This is a genomic window from Tabrizicola fusiformis (genome assembly GCF_013328815.1).
In the GTDB taxonomy this organism is placed as follows: domain Bacteria; phylum Pseudomonadota; class Alphaproteobacteria; order Rhodobacterales; family Rhodobacteraceae; genus Fuscibacter.
Genome location: NZ_JABUHN010000006.1, coordinates 105,853 through 123,986, shown reverse-complemented (window position 1 = coordinate 123,986; position 18,134 = coordinate 105,853). Strand labels below are relative to the sequence as shown.

Annotated in this window: 18 protein-coding genes; 8 read left to right on the top strand and 10 right to left on the bottom strand. The window is 67.3% G+C overall.

Annotated features, from left to right (window positions below; genetic code table 11):
• Positions 1-9: 9 nt before the first annotated feature.
• Genes rsmA through lptF form a run of 6 tightly spaced genes read right to left on the bottom strand, consistent with a single transcriptional unit; the run spans position 10 to position 7,559 of the window.
• Complete coding sequence (gene rsmA / locus HS053_RS11140) at positions 10-849, bottom strand: 16S rRNA (adenine(1518)-N(6)/adenine(1519)-N(6))-dimethyltransferase RsmA (RefSeq protein WP_174211320.1); 840 nt, start codon at positions 847-849, stop codon at positions 10-12.
• Positions 836-1,897 (bottom strand): 4-hydroxythreonine-4-phosphate dehydrogenase PdxA, encoded by a 1,062-nt coding sequence (pdxA, locus tag HS053_RS11135; RefSeq protein WP_174211319.1) that lies wholly within the window; start codon positions 1,895-1,897, stop codon positions 836-838. Before pdxA ends, rsmA begins: the two co-directional genes overlap by 14 nt.
• On the bottom strand, positions 1,894-3,228 hold the full coding sequence (locus tag HS053_RS11130; RefSeq protein ID WP_174211318.1) for a peptidylprolyl isomerase: 1,335 nt from the start codon (positions 3,226-3,228) through the stop codon (positions 1,894-1,896). The genes pdxA and HS053_RS11130 overlap by 4 nt, the downstream gene beginning before the upstream one ends.
• Complete coding sequence (locus HS053_RS11125; RefSeq protein WP_174211317.1) at positions 3,216-5,348, bottom strand: LPS-assembly protein LptD; 2,133 nt, start codon at positions 5,346-5,348, stop codon at positions 3,216-3,218. Before HS053_RS11125 ends, HS053_RS11130 begins: the two co-directional genes overlap by 13 nt.
• Position 5,349: 1 nt before the next feature.
• Positions 5,350-6,444: an LPS export ABC transporter permease LptG gene (gene lptG / locus HS053_RS11120; protein ID WP_174211316.1), complete on the bottom strand. Its 1,095-nt coding sequence runs from the start codon at positions 6,442-6,444 to the stop codon at positions 5,350-5,352.
• On the bottom strand, positions 6,441-7,559 hold the full coding sequence (gene lptF / locus HS053_RS11115) for an LPS export ABC transporter permease LptF (RefSeq protein WP_174211315.1): 1,119 nt from the start codon (positions 7,557-7,559) through the stop codon (positions 6,441-6,443). The genes lptG and lptF overlap by 4 nt, the downstream gene beginning before the upstream one ends.
• 158 nt (positions 7,560-7,717) lie before the next feature.
• Between lptF and HS053_RS11110 the strand changes: the two genes are divergently transcribed.
• Together HS053_RS11110 and HS053_RS11105 are read left to right on the top strand one after the other, a co-directional pair.
• Positions 7,718-9,187 (top strand): leucyl aminopeptidase, encoded by a 1,470-nt coding sequence (locus HS053_RS11110; protein WP_174211314.1) that lies wholly within the window; start codon positions 7,718-7,720, stop codon positions 9,185-9,187.
• A 68-nt stretch (positions 9,188-9,255) separates the two neighbouring features.
• Positions 9,256-9,717, top strand: coding sequence for a DNA polymerase III subunit chi (locus HS053_RS11105; protein ID WP_174211313.1), 462 nt, complete (start codon positions 9,256-9,258; stop codon positions 9,715-9,717).
• Between the two features lie 78 nt (positions 9,718-9,795).
• Here the strand turns inward: HS053_RS11105 and ndk are convergent, their stop codons facing one another.
• Positions 9,796-10,218, bottom strand: coding sequence for a nucleoside-diphosphate kinase (gene ndk / locus HS053_RS11100; protein WP_174211312.1), 423 nt, complete (start codon positions 10,216-10,218; stop codon positions 9,796-9,798).
• 194 nt (positions 10,219-10,412) lie between these two features.
• Here ndk and HS053_RS11095 point away from each other — a divergent pair, with 194 nt between their 5' ends.
• The 4 genes from HS053_RS11095 (at position 10,413) to HS053_RS11080 (ending at position 14,095) form a co-directional block, all read left to right on the top strand.
• The gene (locus HS053_RS11095; RefSeq protein ID WP_174211311.1) at positions 10,413-12,260 is read left to right on the top strand and encodes an ABC-F family ATP-binding cassette domain-containing protein; all 1,848 of its coding nucleotides are present in this window, start codon (positions 10,413-10,415) and stop codon (positions 12,258-12,260) included.
• Between the two features lie 12 nt (positions 12,261-12,272).
• The gene (locus HS053_RS11090; protein ID WP_174211310.1) at positions 12,273-12,731 is read left to right on the top strand and encodes a DUF2267 domain-containing protein; all 459 of its coding nucleotides are present in this window, start codon (positions 12,273-12,275) and stop codon (positions 12,729-12,731) included.
• 42 nt (positions 12,732-12,773) lie between these two features.
• Positions 12,774-13,388: a MarC family protein gene (locus HS053_RS11085; protein ID WP_174211309.1), complete on the top strand. Its 615-nt coding sequence runs from the start codon at positions 12,774-12,776 to the stop codon at positions 13,386-13,388.
• A 131-nt stretch (positions 13,389-13,519) separates the two neighbouring features.
• The gene (locus HS053_RS11080; protein WP_241699824.1) at positions 13,520-14,095 is read left to right on the top strand and encodes a retropepsin-like aspartic protease family protein; all 576 of its coding nucleotides are present in this window, start codon (positions 13,520-13,522) and stop codon (positions 14,093-14,095) included.
• Positions 14,096-14,153: 58 nt separating this feature from the next.
• Here the strand turns inward: HS053_RS11080 and HS053_RS11075 are convergent, their stop codons facing one another.
• The 3 genes from HS053_RS11075 to HS053_RS11065 form a co-directional block, all read right to left on the bottom strand.
• Positions 14,154-14,510 carry a TfoX/Sxy family protein gene (locus HS053_RS11075; protein ID WP_174211308.1) on the bottom strand — a complete coding sequence of 119 codons (357 nt, stop codon included), beginning with the start codon at positions 14,508-14,510 and terminating at the stop codon, positions 14,154-14,156.
• Between the two features lie 92 nt (positions 14,511-14,602).
• Positions 14,603-14,746 carry a hypothetical protein gene (locus HS053_RS11070; RefSeq protein WP_174211307.1) on the bottom strand — a complete coding sequence of 48 codons (144 nt, stop codon included), beginning with the start codon at positions 14,744-14,746 and terminating at the stop codon, positions 14,603-14,605.
• 137 nt (positions 14,747-14,883) lie between these two features.
• Positions 14,884-15,090, bottom strand: a complete 207-nt coding sequence (locus HS053_RS11065; RefSeq protein WP_174211306.1) for a heavy-metal-associated domain-containing protein — start codon at positions 15,088-15,090, stop codon at positions 14,884-14,886.
• Positions 15,091-15,256: 166 nt separating this feature from the next.
• Here HS053_RS11065 and HS053_RS11060 point away from each other — a divergent pair, with 166 nt between their 5' ends.
• The gene (locus tag HS053_RS11060) at positions 15,257-17,650 is read left to right on the top strand and encodes a heavy metal translocating P-type ATPase (protein ID WP_174211305.1); all 2,394 of its coding nucleotides are present in this window, start codon (positions 15,257-15,259) and stop codon (positions 17,648-17,650) included.
• Complete coding sequence (gene cueR, locus HS053_RS11055; RefSeq protein WP_174211304.1) at positions 17,647-18,045, top strand: Cu(I)-responsive transcriptional regulator; 399 nt, start codon at positions 17,647-17,649, stop codon at positions 18,043-18,045. Before HS053_RS11060 ends, cueR begins: the two co-directional genes overlap by 4 nt.
• The last annotated feature ends 89 nt before the right edge of the window (positions 18,046-18,134 follow it).

Below are 18,134 nucleotides of genomic sequence, written 5' to 3'. Positions count from 1 at the left end.
CGGGCCTTTTCATTTCGCCAGTTCCCGCGCCAGCGCGCAAAATCCTTCGAGCGGGATTTCCTCCGCCCGCGCCGTCGGCTCCAGCCCGGCCGCGACGATCTTCGCCTCAATCTCCGGCCCCAGCCCCTTCAGCGACGAGCGCAGCATCTTGCGCCGCTGGTTGAAGGCCGCCGCCGTCAGCCGCATCAGCACCGCCTCATCCGCCGGATAGCGCGGCGCGGGCAGGCGGGTCAGATGCACCACCGCCGAATGCACCTTGGGCGCGGGGGTAAAGGCTTCGGGCGGCAGGGTCAGCACGATCTTCGCGTCACAGCGCCACTGGGCCAGAAGCGCCAGCCGCCCGTAATGTTCGGTCCGGGTCTTGGCCACGATCCGCTCTGCCACTTCCTTTTGGAACATCAGGGTCAGACTGTCCCAGAAGGGCGGCCAGTTTTTCGGTGTCAGCCAGCGGATCAGAAGTTCGGTGCCGACGTTATAGGGCAGGTTGGCCACCACCCGCACCGGCGGCGTCAGATGGGCCAGCACATCCACCTCGAGCGCGTCGCCGCAGATCACCTCCAGCCGCCCGGGGTAAGCCGCTGCGATTTCCTCCAGTGCCGGCAGGCAGCGGGGGTCTTTCTCGACCGCCAGCACCCGCCGCGCCCCTTCGGCCAAAAGGCCGCGCGTCAGCCCCCCCGGCCCGGGTCCGACCTCCAGAACGTCGCAAGCCGACAGATCCCCCGCGGCCCGCGCAATCCGTGCCGTCAGGTTCAGGTCCAGCAGGAAGTTCTGCCCCAACTGCTTCTTGGCCACCAGATCATGCGCCCGGATCACCTCGCGCAGCGGTGGCAGACCGTCAATCGTTGCCATGCGCGCCTCCGGTCAGAAGAATTTTCGTCCGAAAATTCTTCGGGTCCGAAAAATCTTCGGACGAAGATTTTTCTGGGTGGCGCGCAGCAGCCATCCTGGCCGCCATCCGCAAGGCCGCGACCAGGCTGTCGGGCCGCGCGATGCCCTGGCCCGCGATGTCGAAAGCGGTGCCATGGTCGGGCGAGGTGCGGATGAAGGGCAGGCCCAGCGTCACATTCACCCCTTCGTCAAAGGCCAGCGTCTTGATCGGGATCAGCGCCTGATCGTGATACATGCAGACCGCCGCATCATAGCCCGCCCGGGCGCGGGCATGGAACATCGTGTCGGCGGGCAAGGGGCCGCGCAGGCACAGACCCTCGGCCCCCAGCCGGGCCAGCAGCGGGGCGATCCAGTCCAGCTCTTCATGCCCCATGGCGCCGCCTTCGCCGGCATGGGGGTTCAGCCCGGCCACGGCGATGCGGGGCATGGCTATGCCGAAGTCGCGGATCAGCCCGGCATGGGTCAGGCGGATCACCTCTTCCAGCAGGGCGGGGGTCAACGCTTTCGGCACTTCCGACAGGGCGATATGGATGGTGGCGGGCACCACGCGCAGTGTGTCGCTGGCCAGCATCATCACTACCGGCACATCACCGGCCAGATGAGCAAGATATTCGGTATGGCCAGGAAAGGCGAAACCGGCGCCATCCTTGAGCGCTTTCTTGTGGATCGGTGCGGTGCAAAGCGCCGCCGCCTCGCCCGCCTGAACCAGCGCCACCGCGCGGGCGATCACCGCAATCACGCCAGCCGCATTGGCCGGATCAGGTTGTCCCGGGGTTGCGGTGCCGGCAAAGCGGTGGGGCAGCACCGGCAAGAGATGACCGGGCAGGTCATTGGCCTCGGCCGGGCGGGCGATTTCGGCAAAGGTGGTTCCGGCGGGCAGGTGGCGCGGGTCGCCGATCCAGAAAAACGGCAGGGCCGTGCCCAACGCCGCCCGCGCCGCCACGGCCAGTTCGGGGCCGATGCCCGTAGGCTCGCCACAGGTCAATGCGATGGGGGCGGGCGGTGTCACGGCTGCCGGATGATGGCTTCCGAGCGCAGCTCTTCCAGATAGATGTCGGCCTGCGCCCCAAGGCGCTGGTTCATCAACTGGGTCCGGGCATCCTCGCGTGAGGGCATCAGCGCCTTGTCCACCCCGCGGCGGCAAAGCATCAGGAACACCCGCCAGCCGCCGCGCGTGACCGTGGCCGAGGTTTCGCCGGGGTCAAGCAGGGTCAGCGCCCCGGCGATATCGGCAGGCACCGCGCCCGGCGCCTTTGTTTCCCGCGTGAGCCGGTCGGCGGGCAGGCCCTTGGCCACTTCATAAAGGTCGTCGCAGGTATCCACCCGGCGGCGGATCTTTGCCGCCTCGTCCAGCGCGCCCGGGCCATCGGGGATCAGGAATGCGGCATATTCGACCAGAACCGCCATTTCCGCCGCGCTCAACCCTTCTTCGGCGCGGTCCAGCACCATGTAAAGCGCGATGCTGTTATCGCTTTGCACGACTTCCGAGACGCGGCCCGGCTGGGTGCGCAGCAGGGCAAGGCGCGTCTTGTCGTCGAAATCGGTCAGCCGCTGCCAGTCGCGGTTGCCGCCGCCGCCCGCCGTCTCGCCCTTGGAATAGCTGCGGGCCGCCGCATGGAAATCCGCCTCTTCGACGATCTGTTGTCGCAGGCGGCGGGCCAGCGCCAGCGAGGCCGAACGTTCGGCGCCGGTGCCCGGCAGGACGATTTCGGCATAGCGGATGGTGGGCACCTGTTCGGGCCGGTATTCGGCCATGGCACGGTCGATCTCGGCATCGGTGATGCTGGTGACCGCGGAATAGCGGGCGCGGATCGCCTCGCGCCAGACCATCCCCGCCTCGACGAAATCGCGGAAGCTTTGCGGATCGACCCCACCCTGACCGATGGCCTTGAGGAATTCCTCGGTCGAGAGATTGGCGCGCGAAGCGAATTCGGCCATCCCCGCCTCGACCATTTCGGGCGTGGCCTTGATGCCCAGTTGTGCCGCCTCATAAAGGCGCAGGCGGTCGTCGATCAGGCTGTCCAGCGCCACCTGTTCTATATCGCCGGGCTGGCGCAGCAGCGTCATGAAGGCGATGCGCTGTTCCAACTCGTAATGCGAGATCACCCGTTCGTTCACGAACAGCGCCGGCGAAAACGGGCTCGATTGGGCCAGAGCCGGGGCTGCCAGCAGCAGTGCCGCCGCAATCCCGCCCGTCAGCCGCCGCAGCGCCACGACCCCGTTCATTCCTGCCGTCATCCGCGCCTGTGCCATCGCCTGCCGTCGTCCGTTCCTGCCCGCCTGTCGTGGCCATTGCCACGCGCGGGCCTTGCCCCATTCCCTGAGGGTCAGCCGCGGCATTGCCGCTGCGCCCCGCCGTCCGACCCGCCGCCAAAGCCAAGAAGCTCGACCGAAAGGCCAAATTCCGTTGTCGGCGTCACACTAGTCGAGGACGTGAAGCGACGCGAGAGAGAAAGATCGACCGCAAGGCATTCGTTGCGGAACACCAGCCCCGCCGCGGCCCGGCTGGCGCGGTCCTCGACCAGATCATAGCGGTTCGACAGTTGCGCCGACCAGCCGCGCGACAGTTTCACCGTCGAGTCGAACACCAGTTCCTCGGTCCGTTCGGGGCGGTTTTCCGCCAGATCGGCCTGCACATAGACATAGCCCGCCGAAAGCGTCAGCCGTTCTGCCGTCAGGCCCAGCCGCAATTCGCCCTTGGTCAGATCGAACCCGTCATCCAGCAACACCCGGTTGGTCAGCGACAGGCCCCAGGGCGCGGTCAGCGACCAGGCCGCCAGCCAGTCGGAATGCACCCCGTCTAGACCGGAGGCGGCGGTGAACTGGCCCAGATCCTCGGCACGAAACACCCGGCCTGCGGTGATGCCCAGCGTCCAGCCCGAAGGGTCATGCCGCAGGTAGTTCAGCCCGATATTGGCGCGGGCGCCGCGTTCGACGGCATCAGAGCCGGGATAGCGGTTCAGGGCGAAAAGGTTGCCCTCGTCAAACTCGACAAGGGCCGAGTCTTCATTTGTCAGGCTGTCGCTGCCGGCGGGCGCCAGCACCAGTTGCACCACCGGCTCGATCACATGCGCGACACCGTTCTTGCCGGGCTTGACCCAGGGCCAGCGCAATTCGGCCGCCAGCGCGCCATGCAGCCGCGCCTCGGTGCCGGCTTCGGCCGCATCCTGGCTGATGGCGTAAAGATCGGCCCGGCCTTCGCCCAGAAGACCCGCGACCATGCCATTGCCCAACACCCAGTCGCGCCGCCAGTCCGCCTTGATCGAACCGCGCGCCAGATCGCGGCCATCGGCGATGCCGTCGCCATCGCCATCCGCCGTCTGCGTCGAGGTGCGGCTGTGGCTGTGCAACTGAAAGCTCAGGCCACCCTCGCCGCCGAAACTGCCCAGCGAAAAGCGGCGGTGCCAGGTGAAATCGGCCACGATCGAGGGGATGGTCGCGTTGTTTTCCGTCTCGCGCAGGGTTTGAAAGCCGATCAGCCGCCCGACAAGATATTCGTTCCGCCGGGTGCGGGTCAGGTTGATATGGCTGCGCAGAAGGTCGGCCTCGGGCAGGCCATAGTCGAGAAGATAGCCCTTGTCGCTGACACGTTCGGCGCGGATGTCCATGGTCAGGCCGCGCGGCAGGGCGAATTGCCCTTCGGCCAGAAGATAGCCACGGATGTCGCCCGTAAGGATATCGTCGCGCGAGAGATGCAGGCCCAGCTCCACATCGCCGGTGCGGAAGGCTTCGCGGTAGCGCAGCGCCACCGTGCGCGACCCGGCAGGCGACAGGAAGGGCGTCACCGTCAGGTCACGGCTTTGGCCAAGGGTGATGAAATAGGGCAGCCAGAGGCCGGTGCCGATCTTGGACGAGGTGGTGGCGCGCGGCATCAGAAAGCCGGTGGCGCGTTTCAGCGTCGGGTCGGGCATCCGCAGCCGGGGAATGTAGAACACCGGCAGGCCCGCCATGCGCAGTTGCGCATTGTCGAAATAAAGCTGCTGTTCGGCCTGATCATGGGTGACCTGGCTGGCCCGCAATTCCCAGAGCGGTGTGTCGTCGCCCGCGCAGATCCGGCAGGACGAGGCGGCCACCCGCTTCATCGTGGTATAGCGGCCGTCCAGCCGATGCACCTCGGCGGCGGCGATCTGCAATTGCTGGTCCAGAACCACCCGCGCCGACAGAAGGATGCCTTCGGTCAGATCGGCCTTCAGGCTGGCCTGATCCGCCACGATCACGGTCTTCTGGCCATCGGTCAGGGTGATGGGGCCAGTGATCTCAAGCCGGTCGGCCTTGCGGTCATAGACCACGCGGGCGGCGGTCAGCCGCTGTCCCTTGTAGAAAATCTCGACATTGCCTTCGGCGATCAGCACCTGATCGCCGGCAATGCGCAACCCGTCGGCCACCAGCGTCGCCCGCTCTTGCGCAAGGGCGGGCAGGGCGGTCAGCCACAGCAGAAGGGCGCAGATCAGGCCGCGCATCTCAGCCGTCCTCCAGATGCAGAAGCAGGCTCAACGCCATCAGCGCGGCGGCGACCGGCGGGCTCCATGCAGCGACCAGAACGGGGATCTGGCCGTTCTCGCCCAGAACCTGCGCGAAATTGCGCAGGAAGAACAGGAAAAACCCGCAAGCCAGCGCCATCAGCACCATCTGCCCGGTGCGCCCCGCGCGGCTGTGGCGCATGGTAAAGCCGGCCGCCACAAGGACCATGGTGCAAAGCAGCAAGGGGAAGGCCAGTTCCATCTGCATCCAGACCTGATAGTTGCGGGCCGAAAACCCCGCCCGTTCCAGATTGCGGATATAGCCCGGCAAATCCCAGAAGGCGATGGCCGAAGGCGCCCCGAACCCCTCGCGGATGCGGGCCGCAGTCAGGTCGGTCGTCAGCGTCAGCCCCGTTGCCGCAAGGCTGGCGCCCGCCTCGGGGTTGGGCTGGGTCAGATCCCAGCGTTTGGCATCGCGCAGCATCCAGTTGCCCGGCTCAAGCACCGCTTCGGCGGCCTCGATCCGGGCCTGCGGCGCCCCGTCGGGGGCGTAAAGGTAGAAGGTCACCTCTTGCAGCCGCGTGCCATCAGGGGCCACCCGCCCGGCGCGGATCACCGTCTGGCCGCTGCCGTCGCCCTGCCGCAGCCAAAGCCCCTCGGACGAGACCGACAAGATCGACCCGCCCGAGCCGCGCAGCGCCGAAAGCCGGTCGTATTCCTTGGACGTGGCCGCCACCAGCGGGTTCATCACCGCCACGGCCAAAAGGCCGATGGCCAGCGCCGCACCCACCGGCGCCATCAGGAACCGCAGCCCCGACCGCCCCGCGGCCCGCACCACCACCAGTTCGGACGAGCGTGCAAGCCCAAGGAAAAGCCCGATCGCCGACAGGATCATCACCAGAGGCAGGATGCGATACAGGCTTTCGGGCGCATTCAGCAGCGCCATGTAGAACGCTTCGGACACGGTGATGCCGCTGGCAGCATGGCGGCGCAACTGATCAATCCCGTCGATCAGCAGCATGATGCCCAGAAACACCCCGAACACCCGCAGGAACATGCCGACAAAGCGGCGCGCGATATAGAGGCTGAGGATCATGCTGCCGCCACCCGCCGCCGCCTGCGTGGCCGCGCCGCCAGCCAGAGCAGCCCCGTCGCCTGCGCAAACCCCACCAAAGGCGCGGCATAGGCCCAAAGCCAGCCCCCCGGCGCCGTCAGCGCAAGATCGGTTGAAACCGTGACAATCGCCTGCAACACCACCAGCATCGCCACCGAAATCGCAATCTGCCGCCAAAGTCCAAACCGGCTGAAGGCGCCGATCAAAAGCCCGGCAAAGCCGATCACCGCCGTCGCCGCCGCGATCAGCGGCTGGGCAAAGCGGGAATGGCCGTCGAACAGGAAAGCTTCGGCACTTTCCCCGGTTTCGGCCAGAAGTGCCGGCGTCGGCGACAGCAATTCGGCGGTGCCAAGCTCATCGACCGACCGCTTGCCACGGTCGCCCGTCTCGATCATCCCCGAGAAATCATAGGTGAAATCGGCAAACCGCGTCAGCGACAGGCTGCGCCCCGAGGCGTCCAGCGTCTGCGCCATGCCGTCGAACATCAAAAGCTTGGGCCCCGTCTCGGTCCGCGCAAACAGCGCCTTGCGCGCGGTATAGGTAACACGCCGCGCCGGGTCGCGCTCATCGGCAAGGAACATGTCCAGAAGCTCGCCCGTTGGCGCCAACTCGCGGATATAGAAGGTCAGCCCGGCGGAAGGATGGGTGAACTGCCCCTCGGTCAGGAACCGCGCGGTGACGTTCTGGCTGATTTCGGCCGTGCGTTCCGCTAGGGCGCCCCGGCTGGCGGGCACCAGAACATGCATCAGAATGGCCATCATCCCCGCCACGATCAGGCCAAAGACCAGAACCGGCCGCGCCATCCGCCAGGGCGAAAAGCCGGTGGCCTGCATCACCACCAGCTCGCTTTCCTGCGTGAGCCGGTTGGCGACATAGACCGAAGCCACAAAGGCCGAAATCGGCAGCACCAGCCGGATGACATTCGGCAGCGTCAGCATCGAGAATTCAAGGAAGACCAGCGAGGATTGCCCGTCGCCGATCAACTGGTCGAACAGACGCACGGCCCGGTTCACCCAATAGACCGCCACCATCACCAGCGAGAAGAAGCCAAAGACCCCCAGAAGCTGTGACAGAAGATATCGGTCGAATCTTGGCAACCGCAGCAACCCCTTGTGCAATGCAATGGCCGGGACGCTAGCGGAAAAGCCCGGCAAGGAAAACTCATATCTGGCCTTCGGCGGGGGGCTTCGCTAGCCTTGGGCAGAACCCCGCGCGTGTCGCGCATTCCCGAACCAGAAGCCGCCAGAAAGCCGCCATGACCCATCCCGTTGCCCTGCAGTTCCAGCCTGTCTCGCTTGACGATATCGCCGCGGCACCGGGCCGCATCGCCCTTCTGGCGGCGGGCGAAGCGCCCGCAACCCCCGCCGCCCGCCGCCTTGACCGGCTGACGCGCGGCGGCGTCAAGCGCGCGCTGGCCTCTGACGCATGGGCGCGGATGAAGGCGGGCGAGGGGCTGGAGCTGACTTTCCCCGGCGGATTGCAGGCCGAGGCGCTGCATCTGGTCAAACTGCCGCGCCGCGCCACCCTGGCCGAGGCGCGCAAGGCCGGCTCGACGCTGGCCCGGGGACTGAACGACAAGCCCACGCTGGTTCTGGCCGAAGGCCATGCCCGCGCGGCGGATGTGTCCTTTGGTCTGGCGATGCGCGCCTATGATTTCACCCCGCACAAGACCGGCGAGGCCAAGGCGACCGGCCCGGTCACCTTCGCCGTCACCGCACCGGAAGAGGTGGCGGCCAAGGCGGGGCCGCTGGCGGCGCTAGTGGAAGGTGTGTTCTTCACCCGCGATCTGGTGAACGAACCGGCCAATATCCTGACCACCGATGATTTCGCCGCACGCCTTGCCGCGATGCAGGAACTGGGCCTTGAGGTGGAAATCCTTGAGGAAGAGCAGCTGACCCGCCTTGGCATGGGTGCGCTTCTGGGCGTGGGGCAGGGGTCGGAAAGCCCCTCTAAGGTGGTGGTCATGCGCTGGAACGGCGGCGGGGACGCGGCGCCGCTGGCCCTTGTCGGCAAGGGCGTGGTGTTCGATACCGGCGGCATTTCCATCAAGCCCGCCGGCGGCATGGAAGAGATGACGATGGACATGGGCGGCGCCGCCGTGGTGGCGGGCGTGATGCGCACCCTGGCCCTGCGCAAGGCACCGGCCAATGTCGTAGGTCTGGTCGGTCTGGTGGAAAACATGCCTGATGGACGTGCCCAGCGGCCCGGCGATGTCGTGCGCTCAATGAAGGGCGACACGATCGAGGTGATCAACACCGATGCCGAAGGCCGCCTCGTGCTGGCCGATGTGCTGTGGTATGCGCAGGAACGCTTCAAACCCGCCGGCGTGATCGACCTTGCGACGTTGACCGGCGCCATCATCATCGCGCTGGGGCATGAACATACCGGCGTCTTCTCGAACGATGATGCCTTCTGCGATGCCTTCCTTGCCGCGGCCAAGGCCGAAGGCGAAGGCGCCTGGCGGATGCCGATGGGCGAAGCCTATGATGCCAAGCTGAAATCCCGCATCGCTGATATGATGAATGTGGGCGGGCGCGATGGCGGGGCGATCACCGCCGCGCAATTCCTCAAACGCTTCATCCAGGAGGGCACGCCTTGGTGCCACCTCGACATCGCGGGCACGGCGCTTTTGAAAGCCGACAGCACGCTGGCGCCCAAGGGCGCGACGGGCTGGGGCGTGCTGGCGCTGAACCGGCTGATCCGCGACCGTTATGAAGTGAAATGAGGGACAAGCCGTTTCATCTTGGCCCAAATATCCATGCCCGGCCCGCCCCGGGCGCCGGGGCCTGACCCTTGGGCACCGCGGTTTTCTATCACCTGATCCGCTCTTCCGCCGAAGAGACGCTGGCCACGATCCTGCCCCGCGCCTTGGGGCAGGGCTGGCGGGTGATGATCCGCAGCCCCGACCGCGCCCGCCTTGAACGGCTGGACGCAAGGCTCTGGCTGGAGCCGGAAGAGGGGTTCCTGCCGCATGGGCTGGAAGGCGGGCCACAGGATGCGGCGCAGCCGGTGCTGCTGGGCGCCGGACCGGCGCGCAACGGCGCGCAGGGCGTCGCGCTGATCGACGGGGCGGAACCCTTGCCCGGCGAAGAGGCGATGGAGCGGCTCTGGGTGCTGTTCGACGGCAATGACGAGGACGCGGTTCAGGCGGCGCGCGGCCTTTGGACCCGGCTGACCGGCCTTGGCATGGCCGCGCAATACTGGTCCGAGGAAAGCGGGCGCTGGCAGATGAAGACCGAACGCAAGCCCCAGTAGAAAGGCGGCGGGTTTCCCCGCCGCCCAAATTCGTTCGAACGAATTTGCAAATTTCTTCGAAGAAATTTGCGCCCGACCTCAGCCGACCAGTTCGAGGCCCGAGAAGAAGAAGGCGATTTCGCGCGCAGCCGAGGCTTCCGAATCCGAACCGTGGACCGAGTTTTCGCCCTTGGACAGTGCGAATTCCTTGCGGATGGTGCCTTCGGCGGCCTGGGCCGGATCGGTCGCACCCATGACTTCGCGGTTCTTCAGGATGGCGCCTTCGCCTTCCAGAACCTGCACCACAACCGGCTCGGATGCCATATAGGCCACCAGCTCGTCATAAAAACCGCGACCGGCATGTTCGGCATAGAAGGCGCCGGCGGTGGCGGGCGACAGGTGGATGCGCTTGGAGGCGACGACGCGCAGGCCCGCGTCTTCGAATTTGGCGACGATCTTGCCGGTCAGGTTGCGCTTGGTGGCATCGGGCTTGATGATCGAGAGGGTGCGTTCGGTGGCCATGAGGCTCTCCATGAAAGGGGGGCCGCTTTGGCCCGTTCGGATGGCCGCGCTGCTAGCATGGGGATATGACAAAAGGAAGAGGGGCGCTGCCCCGGGCGCCGGGGGGCGCCCTCCCCGGGATATTTTTGCCAAGATGAAGGCCGGGCGGCATTGCAGCCGTTGACGCGCCGGGGCGGGTAAGGCAAGCGGCGGGGATGCTGAAGATATCCGAGATCACCTATTCCGTCGAAGGCCGCCCCCTGTTCGAGGCAGCCTCTGCCACCATTCCCGCCGGCCACAAGGTGGGCCTTGTCGGGCGCAACGGCGCGGGCAAGACCACGCTCTTCCGCCTGATCAAGGGCGAGCTGGCGCTGGAAAGCGGCGAGATCAGCCTGCCCGCGCGGGCGCGAATCGGCGGGGTGGCGCAGGAGGTGCCGTCGTCCTCGACCTCGCTGCTCGACACGGTGCTGGCCGCCGATACCGAGCGGGCGGCCCTGATGGCCGAGGCGGAGACCGCCCATGATCCGCACCGGATTGCCGAAATTCAGGCGCGGCTGGCCGATATCGACGCCTGGAGCGCCGAGGGCCGGGCCAGCGCCATCCTGCGCGGTCTGGGGTTCGATGCCGAGGCGCAACTGCGGCCCTGTTCCGATTTCTCGGGCGGCTGGCGGATGCGGGTGGCGCTGGCCGGGGTGCTGTTCGCGCAGCCGGATTATCTCTTGCTGGACGAGCCGACCAACTATCTTGACCTTGAGGGCGCGCTCTGGCTGGAAAGTTATCTGGCGAAATATCCCCATACCGTCATCATCATCAGCCATGACCGCGGCCTGCTGAACCGCGCCGTGACCGGTATTCTGCATCTGGACCAGAAGAAGCTGACCTATTGGAGCGGCCCCTACGACCAGTTCGCCCGCCAGATGGCCGAGCGGCGTGCCGTCTTGCAGGCCGAGGCCAAGAAGGTCGAGGCGCGGCGCGCGCATTTGCAGAGTTTCGTGGACCGTTTCAAGGCCAAGGCATCGAAGGCGGTGCAGGCGCAAAGCCGCGTGAAGATGCTGGAGAAGCTGACGCCGATCACCGCGCCGGAAGAGGCCAAGAAGGTGGTCTTCACCTTCCCCGCGCCCGAAGAGCTGTCGCCGCCGATCATCAACATGGACGGGGCGGCGGTGGGCTATGGCGGCCCGCCGATCCTGCGCAAGCTCTCGCTGCGGATTGATCAGGACGACCGGATCGCCCTATTGGGCCGCAATGGCGAGGGGAAATCGACGCTCTCCAAGCTGCTCGCCGGCAAGCTAGAGGCATCCGAGGGCCGCATCACCCGGTCCTCCAAGCTGCGCATCGGCTATTTCGCGCAGCATCAGGTGGATGAGCTGCACATCGACGAAACCCCCTTGCAGCATGTGATGCGCCAGCGTCCGGGCGAGGGGCAGCCAAAGCTGCGCGCCCGTCTGGCGGGGTTCGGTCTGATGGCGGATCAGGCGGAAACGGTGGTGGGGCGGCTTTCGGGCGGGCAGAAGGCGCGGCTGTCGCTCTTGCTCGCCACGCTTGACGCGCCGCATCTCCTGATCCTGGACGAGCCGACCAACCACCTCGACATCGAAAGCCGCGAGGCACTGGTCGAGGCGCTGACGGAATATTCCGGCGCCGTGGTGCTGGTCAGCCATGACATGCACCTTCTGTCGCTGGTGGCCGACCGGCTCTGGCTGGTCAAGGGCGGGGCGGTGGTGCCCTATACCGAAGACCTTGACGCCTATCGCGCCATGCTGCTGGCGGGCGATGAACCGGCCAAGCCCGCCAAGGCGGAAAAGCCGCGCAAACAGGCCAGCCGGGATGAGGTGTTGGCCATGCGCGCCGAGGTGCGCAAATGCGAAGAGCGTCTGGGCAAGCTGAACGAGATGCGCGACAAGCTGGCCACCAAGCTGGCCGATCCGGCGCTGTATGAAGACGCCCGCAAGGGCGAGCTTGAGGTCTGGAACCGCAAATATGCCGAGGTGATGGAGGGGCTGGACCGTGCCGAGGCGCTCTGGCTCACCGCGCAGGAAAAGCTGGAAAGCGCCACCGCCTAGAAAGGGTCTGCCATGCCGATGCCCTGGACCTATCGTCAGGCCACGCAGGAATGGCAGGCGTTTCTGGCCGATGCGCAGGACGCGATGGGGCTTTCGACCGACCACAGCACCTTTACCGCCGTGGAAGGCGTGCTGCGGGCGTTCCGCGCCCGGCTGACACCCGCCGAGGCCATTGCCTTTGCGCAGGTTCTGCCGGCCGTGCTGCGGGCGATCTTCGTGGCCGACTGGGATATCACCCTGCCACCCAAAGCCCCCGGCAGCCGCGCCGACTGGACGGCAGAGGCGCAGGCCCTGCGCCGCCACCACAATATTGCGCCCGCCCATTGCGTGGCAGCCACCGCCCTTGCCCTGCACAAGGCGGTGCTGCGCGAAGACCTTGACCGTGCGCTGGCCGCCTTGCCGCCCTTTGCCGCCGAATTCTGGTCGGTGCCGGGGGCTGATCCGGCCAACCTCGGACCCCGCATCGTCTGAAATACCTTGTCGCGGGGCTGGGCTGCGGGCTAGCCTGCCGCGATGGAAAGCGCCTTCCTCATCACCGCCTTCGCCACGCTTTTCGTGGTGATCGACCCGCCGGGGCTGGTGCCGCTGTTCATTGCCCTGACCCGCGGCATGGCCCCCGACCGCCGCCGCGCGATGGCCCGCCGCGCCTGCGCGATCGCGGCTTTCCTGCTGGCGGTCTTTGCCATTGCCGGCGAATCCATCCTTGGCTTTGTCGGCATTTCGATGCCCGCCTTCCGCATCGCGGGCGGCATCCTGTTGTTCCTGACGGCGCTCGATATGCTCTTCGAACGCCGCACCCAGCGCCGCGAAGGCCAGCAGGCCGAGCCGGACCATGACCCTTCGGTCTTTCCGCTGGCCACGCCGCTGATCGCGGGGCCGGGGGCCATCGCCTCGATGATCCTTCTGGTCGGGCAGGCGGGGCCGGGCTGGCTGGGCACGGTGACGGTGATCGGCCTGATGCTCGCCATGATGGCGGTGACCTGGGCCTTCCTGCTCGCCTCGCCGCCGATCGAGCGGCTTCTGGGCCGCACCGGAACCATCGTGATCACCCGGCTTCTGGGGATGCTGCTCGCCGCCCTCTCGGTGCAATTCGTGATCGACGGCGTGCGCGGCACCTGGCTGATCTGAACCCGCCGCTTTGCACCTTTCGAAATACTCCCCCCGGAGGGTCTGCCGCTGCAACCGCGCCGCCGCGCGGGCCTGTTGCGCCACAGGTCCGCGCGCCCTATCTCTGACAGGGACAGGACAAGGATGGCCCTTTGGACGCGGAACAACTCGGACGGGCAACCTATCTGGTGCTGCTGCTGATCGCGGTGGGCGGCTGGGTGATGGTGGAATACCGCACCCGGATCGGACAGGCGCTGCGGGTGGCGCTGGCTTGGGGGATGATCTTTCTGGGGGTCGCGGCGGGCTATGGTCTGTGGCAGGACATCCGCCACGACATCATTCCGCGCCAGATGGTGACCGAGACCGGCACGGTCGAAATTCCGCGCGCCGCCGACGGGCATTATTACCTGCAACTGGAGATCGGCGGCCAGGCGGTGATGTTTCTGGCCGATACCGGCGCCACCAATGTCGTGCTGTCGCCCGAGGATGCCCGGCGTCTGGGGATCGACCCGGCGGGGCTGACCTATACCGGGCAGGCGATGACGGCCAATGGCATGGTGCGCACGGCGCGGGTGCGGCTGAACGATGTGCAGCTTGGCCCGTTCCGCGATGACAGCCTTGCCGTCTGGGTGAACGAGGCCGAGATGGACGGCTCGCTTCTGGGGATGGATTACCTTGGCCGTTTCCGCATCGAGATCGCCCGCGACCGGATGGTGCTGCGCCGGTAGGATGGGCAATATTGCCCATCCTGAGTGAACCGATTGCAGGATGGGCAGATTGCCCATCCTACGGTCTGTCGCGGATCTTGTCGGCCCGCACGACGCCCAGGGTCTCCAGCGCCGCCTCGATCTCGTGGCTGATGCCTGCCGCGCTGGCCCGGCTTTCCGCCTTGATCGCGTCAAAGCGCAGGCGCAGCCGGTCTTTTTCCTCGCCCCGGCAATCGTTCCACGGGCGGCCCTGCAACCCCATCACCAGCGCGTAATAGCCGATGAAATGCGCCGGCAAGCCGGCCAGAAGCCAGCGGCGATAGGCTTCATCCGCGCCCATCGCCCGCAGCTCTTCGGCACTGGTGATCCCGGCCCGGGCGAATTGCTCTTCCGTGGCGGGGCCGAGGTTGGGGATGGTCGAGACGGGCGAGGGCATGGCGCACCGGATGCAGGGCAGGGGCGGAAAAGACAAAGACCAGCCTTGCGGCTGGCCCTGCATTGGTCAAGTCCGGTTCCGCGCGGGTTGCCTCAGATCGAGGCCCAGTCGCGGATGATCGGCTGGCGTGTGGTGCTGCCCTGCTGCTGGGTCGTGCCACCGGCCTGCTGGCTTTGGCCCTGCTGGGGGGCCGGGGTGCTGCTGCCGCCCTGCTGGGCGGGCGAAGAGATCGACATCTGACTGCTCCGGTTCGATGCGCTGGCGTTCTGCCTGTTGTTCATCCTGCGCCCGCTTCGCGGCCCTTTCGGGACGCTTCCGGGGAGGAATCCCGGCTATCTAGTGGCAGTCCCGAATCTCCGCAAGCCGGGGAATATCACGCTGCGGTGACAACCGACGCCGGAAAGCCGATTTCCGCCAATGCCTTCACCAAAGCCTCGGGGGCGGTGTCGCCGCCGACCGTGACCTGACGCAGGGTCAGGTCCACCGCAACCGGGGCGGCGGCGGGCAGGGCGGCCAGTGCCGCCTCGACCGAGGCTTTGCAATGGCCGCAGTTCATGTCGGGAACGGAAAGCAGGGTCATGGGAGTTCTCCTTTGCTGGCCGCAAGATGGGGCCTTCCCGCGGGGGAAGGTCAAGCCCCAAGGGCGACCTCTTGCAAGGCGATTTTGACGCAGCGGGTTTTTCCGGCAAGCCCCTTGACCTTCCCATCACGGGAAACCCCATATGTCAGGGCGAAGGAGCTTTCCCATGACAACCGCCCTGCGCTTTCACCTTGATGGCATGACCTGCGCTTCTTGCGTTGCCCGGGCCGAGCGGGTGCTGCTGGCCCAGCCCGGCGTGACCGCGGCCAGCGTCAACCTTGGCACCGAAACCGCCGATCTGCGCTTTGACGCCCCCGCCACGCCCGATGCGCTGGCCGGGGCCCTGGCCAAGGCCGGTTACCCGGCCCGGCAATCCAGCGTGACGCTGGCGGTCGAGGGGATGACCTGCGCCGCCTGCACCGGCCGGGTTGAACGGGTGCTGCGGGCGCAGCCGGGTGTTGCATCGGCGGTGGCCAATCTGGCCACCCGTCAGGCGCAGGTGACGCTCTGGGACGAGGCCGACCCCGAGGCGCTTGCCGCCGCCGTGACCCGCGCAGGATACGAGGCGCATCCGCTGGCCGATGCCCCCCCACGCGATCCGCAGGCGGGCGAGCGGCATCTCTGGCGGCAAACCCTGTTGGCCGCCGTGCTGACCCTGCCGGTCTTCGTGGCCGAGATGGGCGGGCACCTGTTCCCGGCGTTCCACCACTGGCTGCATATGACGGTGGGCCTGCCTCTGCTCTGGCAGATCGAGATGGGGCTGGCCACGCTGGTTCTGGCGCTGCCAGGGCGGGGGTTCTTCCTGAAAGGTCTGCCCGCGCTGGCACGGCTTTCGCCCGATATGAACAGTCTTGTCGCGGTGGGCACGCTGGCGGCCTGGGCCTATTCCACGCTGGTCGTGCTGGCGCCGCAGCTCTTCCCCGAAGCCGCCCGCGCGGTCTATTTCGAGGCGGCGGCGGTGATCGTTGTGCTGATCCTCTTGGGCCGCAGTCTTGAGGCGCGGGCGCGGGGGCGGGCGGGGGCGGCAATCTCGCGCCTTGTCGGCTTGCAGCCGCGGGTGGCGCTGAAACTGGTGGACGGCAGCCCGCAAGAGGTGCCGGTGGCCAGCCTTCTGCCCGGCGATCTGGTGCAGATCCGCCCGGGCGAGCGTCTGCCGGTTGACGGCACGGTGACCGAAGGCCGCTCGGCGGTGGACGAATCCATGCTGACCGGAGAGCCTTTGCCGGTGGAAAAGGCGCCCGGTGCGACGGTGACCGGCGGCACGGTGAACGGCGCGGGCGCGCTGGTGATGCAGGTCACGGCGGTCGGGGCCGCGACGGTGCTGTCGCGGATCATCGCGCTGGTGGCCGAGGCGCAGGGTGGCAAGCTGCCGGTGCAGGCGCTGGTGGACCGGGTGACCTTGTGGTTCGTGCCGGTGGTGATGGCGCTGGCGGCGGTGACGGTGGCGGTCTGGCTGGCGCTTGGCCCCGGTCTGGCCGAGGCGCTTGTGGCGGGGGTTTCGGTGCTGATCATCGCCTGTCCCTGCGCCATGGGTCTGGCCACGCCGGTTTCGATCCTTGTCGGCACCGGGCGGGCGGCGGAACTGGGCGTTCTCTTCCGCAAGGGCGAGGCGCTGCAACGGCTGGAAACCGTCGCCCGCGTCGCCTTTGACAAGACCGGCACCCTGACCGAGGGCAAGCCGCGCGTGGTTGCGGTCCTGCCCGACCTGCCGCAGGTGATCGAGGTGGCCGCGGCGGTCGAGGCGTTCAGCGAACATCCCCTTGCCGGGGCGGTTCTGGCCGAAGCCGCGGCGCGCGGCCTGCATCCGCCCGTCGCCGAAGGGTTTCAGGCGGTGCCGGGCAAGGGCGCCACGGCGCGGCTGAACGGAGTTGCGGTGGCGGTCGGTTCGGCCCGGCTCTTTGCCGAAGTGCCGCCGGCGCTGGCCGAAATGGCGGCGGCGGCGCAGTCCCGGGGGCAGGGCGTGCTGTTCGTGGGGCAGGAGGGGGCGGTGACGGGTCTGATCGCCGTGGCCGATCAGCCGCGCGCCACCTCTGCCCCGACGCTGGAGGCGCTGCGCCGGATGGGGGTGCAGGCCACCATGATCACCGGCGATGCCGAGGCCACCGCCCGCGCCGTGGCGCAGGGACTTGGCATCACCGACATTCGCGCCGGCATCCTGCCCGAGGGCAAGGCCGAAGCGATCCGCGCCCTTGGGCCCGGCACCGCCTTTGTCGGCGATGGCATCAATGACGCGCCTGCGCTGGCCGTGGCCGATGTCGGCATCGCCATGGGCACCGGAACCGATGTGGCGATCGAGGCGGGGGATGTGGTGCTGATGCGCGGCGATCCGATGGGGGTGGCCGATGCCATCGGCCTTGCCCGGGCGGTGATGCGCAACATCCGGCAGAACCTGTTCTGGGCCTTCGGCTATAACGCGCTCCTGATCCCGGTGGCGGCGGGGGTGCTGGTGCCGTTTGGCGGGCCGCAACTGTCGCCGATGCTGGGGGCGGGGGCGATGGCGCTGTCTTCGGTCTTCGTGTTGTCGAATGCGCTGCGGCTGCGGCGGTGGAGGCGGGCATGAACATCAAAGAGGTTGCCGCCCGCGCCGGTCTGCCCGCCAAGACCATCCGCTACTACGAAGAGATCGGCCTGATCCGCCCGCTGCGCGCCGCCAACGGCTATCGCAGTTTCCGCGAGAGCGATTTGCATAAGCTGGCCTTTCTGGCCCGCGCCCGCGGGCTTGGCTTTTCCATCGAGGATTGCCGCGCGCTTCTGGCGCTTTATGAGGACCGTGCGCGGGCCAGCAGCGATGTCAAGGCGCTGGCCGAAAGCCATCTGGCGCGGATTGCCGAAAAGATCGCGGAACTGCGCGGGATGGAGGCAACGCTGGGCGCGCTGGTGCGGGCCTGCGCGGGCGACGCGCGGCCCGATTGTCCGATCCTGACCGGGATTGCAGGCAAGGATTGCTGCGGCTGAACCCTCGCAGGTCGGGGTTAACCCCGACCTACCCTCATGCCAGCTTCAGCAACCCCTGCAATTCGTCATTGCCTGCGTAGGTCGGGGTT

Excerpts from the sequence above, each read along its gene's own strand:
- rsmA (WP_174211320.1), bottom strand. The coding sequence starts at position 849 with ATGGCAACGATTGACGGTCTGCCACCGCTGCGCGAGGTGATCCGGGCG.
- HS053_RS11130 (WP_174211318.1), bottom strand. The coding sequence starts at position 3,228 with ATGCCGCGGCTGACCCTCAGGGAATGGGGCAAGGCCCGCGCGTGGCAA.
- HS053_RS11125 (WP_174211317.1), bottom strand. The coding sequence starts at position 5,348 with ATGCGCGGCCTGATCTGCGCCCTTCTGCTGTGGCTGACCGCCCTGCCC.
- lptG (WP_174211316.1), bottom strand. The coding sequence starts at position 6,444 with ATGATCCTCAGCCTCTATATCGCGCGCCGCTTTGTCGGCATGTTCCTG.
- HS053_RS11110 (WP_174211314.1), top strand. The coding sequence starts at position 7,718 with ATGACCCATCCCGTTGCCCTGCAGTTCCAGCCTGTCTCGCTTGACGAT.
- ndk (WP_174211312.1), bottom strand. The coding sequence starts at position 10,218 with ATGGCCACCGAACGCACCCTCTCGATCATCAAGCCCGATGCCACCAAG.
- HS053_RS11095 (WP_174211311.1), top strand. The coding sequence starts at position 10,413 with ATGCTGAAGATATCCGAGATCACCTATTCCGTCGAAGGCCGCCCCCTG.
- HS053_RS11090 (WP_174211310.1), top strand. The coding sequence starts at position 12,273 with ATGCCGATGCCCTGGACCTATCGTCAGGCCACGCAGGAATGGCAGGCG.
- HS053_RS11085 (WP_174211309.1), top strand. The coding sequence starts at position 12,774 with ATGGAAAGCGCCTTCCTCATCACCGCCTTCGCCACGCTTTTCGTGGTG.
- HS053_RS11075 (WP_174211308.1), bottom strand. The coding sequence starts at position 14,510 with ATGCCCTCGCCCGTCTCGACCATCCCCAACCTCGGCCCCGCCACGGAA.
- HS053_RS11070 (WP_174211307.1), bottom strand. The coding sequence starts at position 14,746 with ATGTCGATCTCTTCGCCCGCCCAGCAGGGCGGCAGCAGCACCCCGGCC.
- HS053_RS11065 (WP_174211306.1), bottom strand. The coding sequence starts at position 15,090 with ATGACCCTGCTTTCCGTTCCCGACATGAACTGCGGCCATTGCAAAGCC.
- HS053_RS11060 (WP_174211305.1), top strand. The coding sequence starts at position 15,257 with ATGACAACCGCCCTGCGCTTTCACCTTGATGGCATGACCTGCGCTTCT.
- cueR (WP_174211304.1), top strand. The coding sequence starts at position 17,647 with ATGAACATCAAAGAGGTTGCCGCCCGCGCCGGTCTGCCCGCCAAGACC.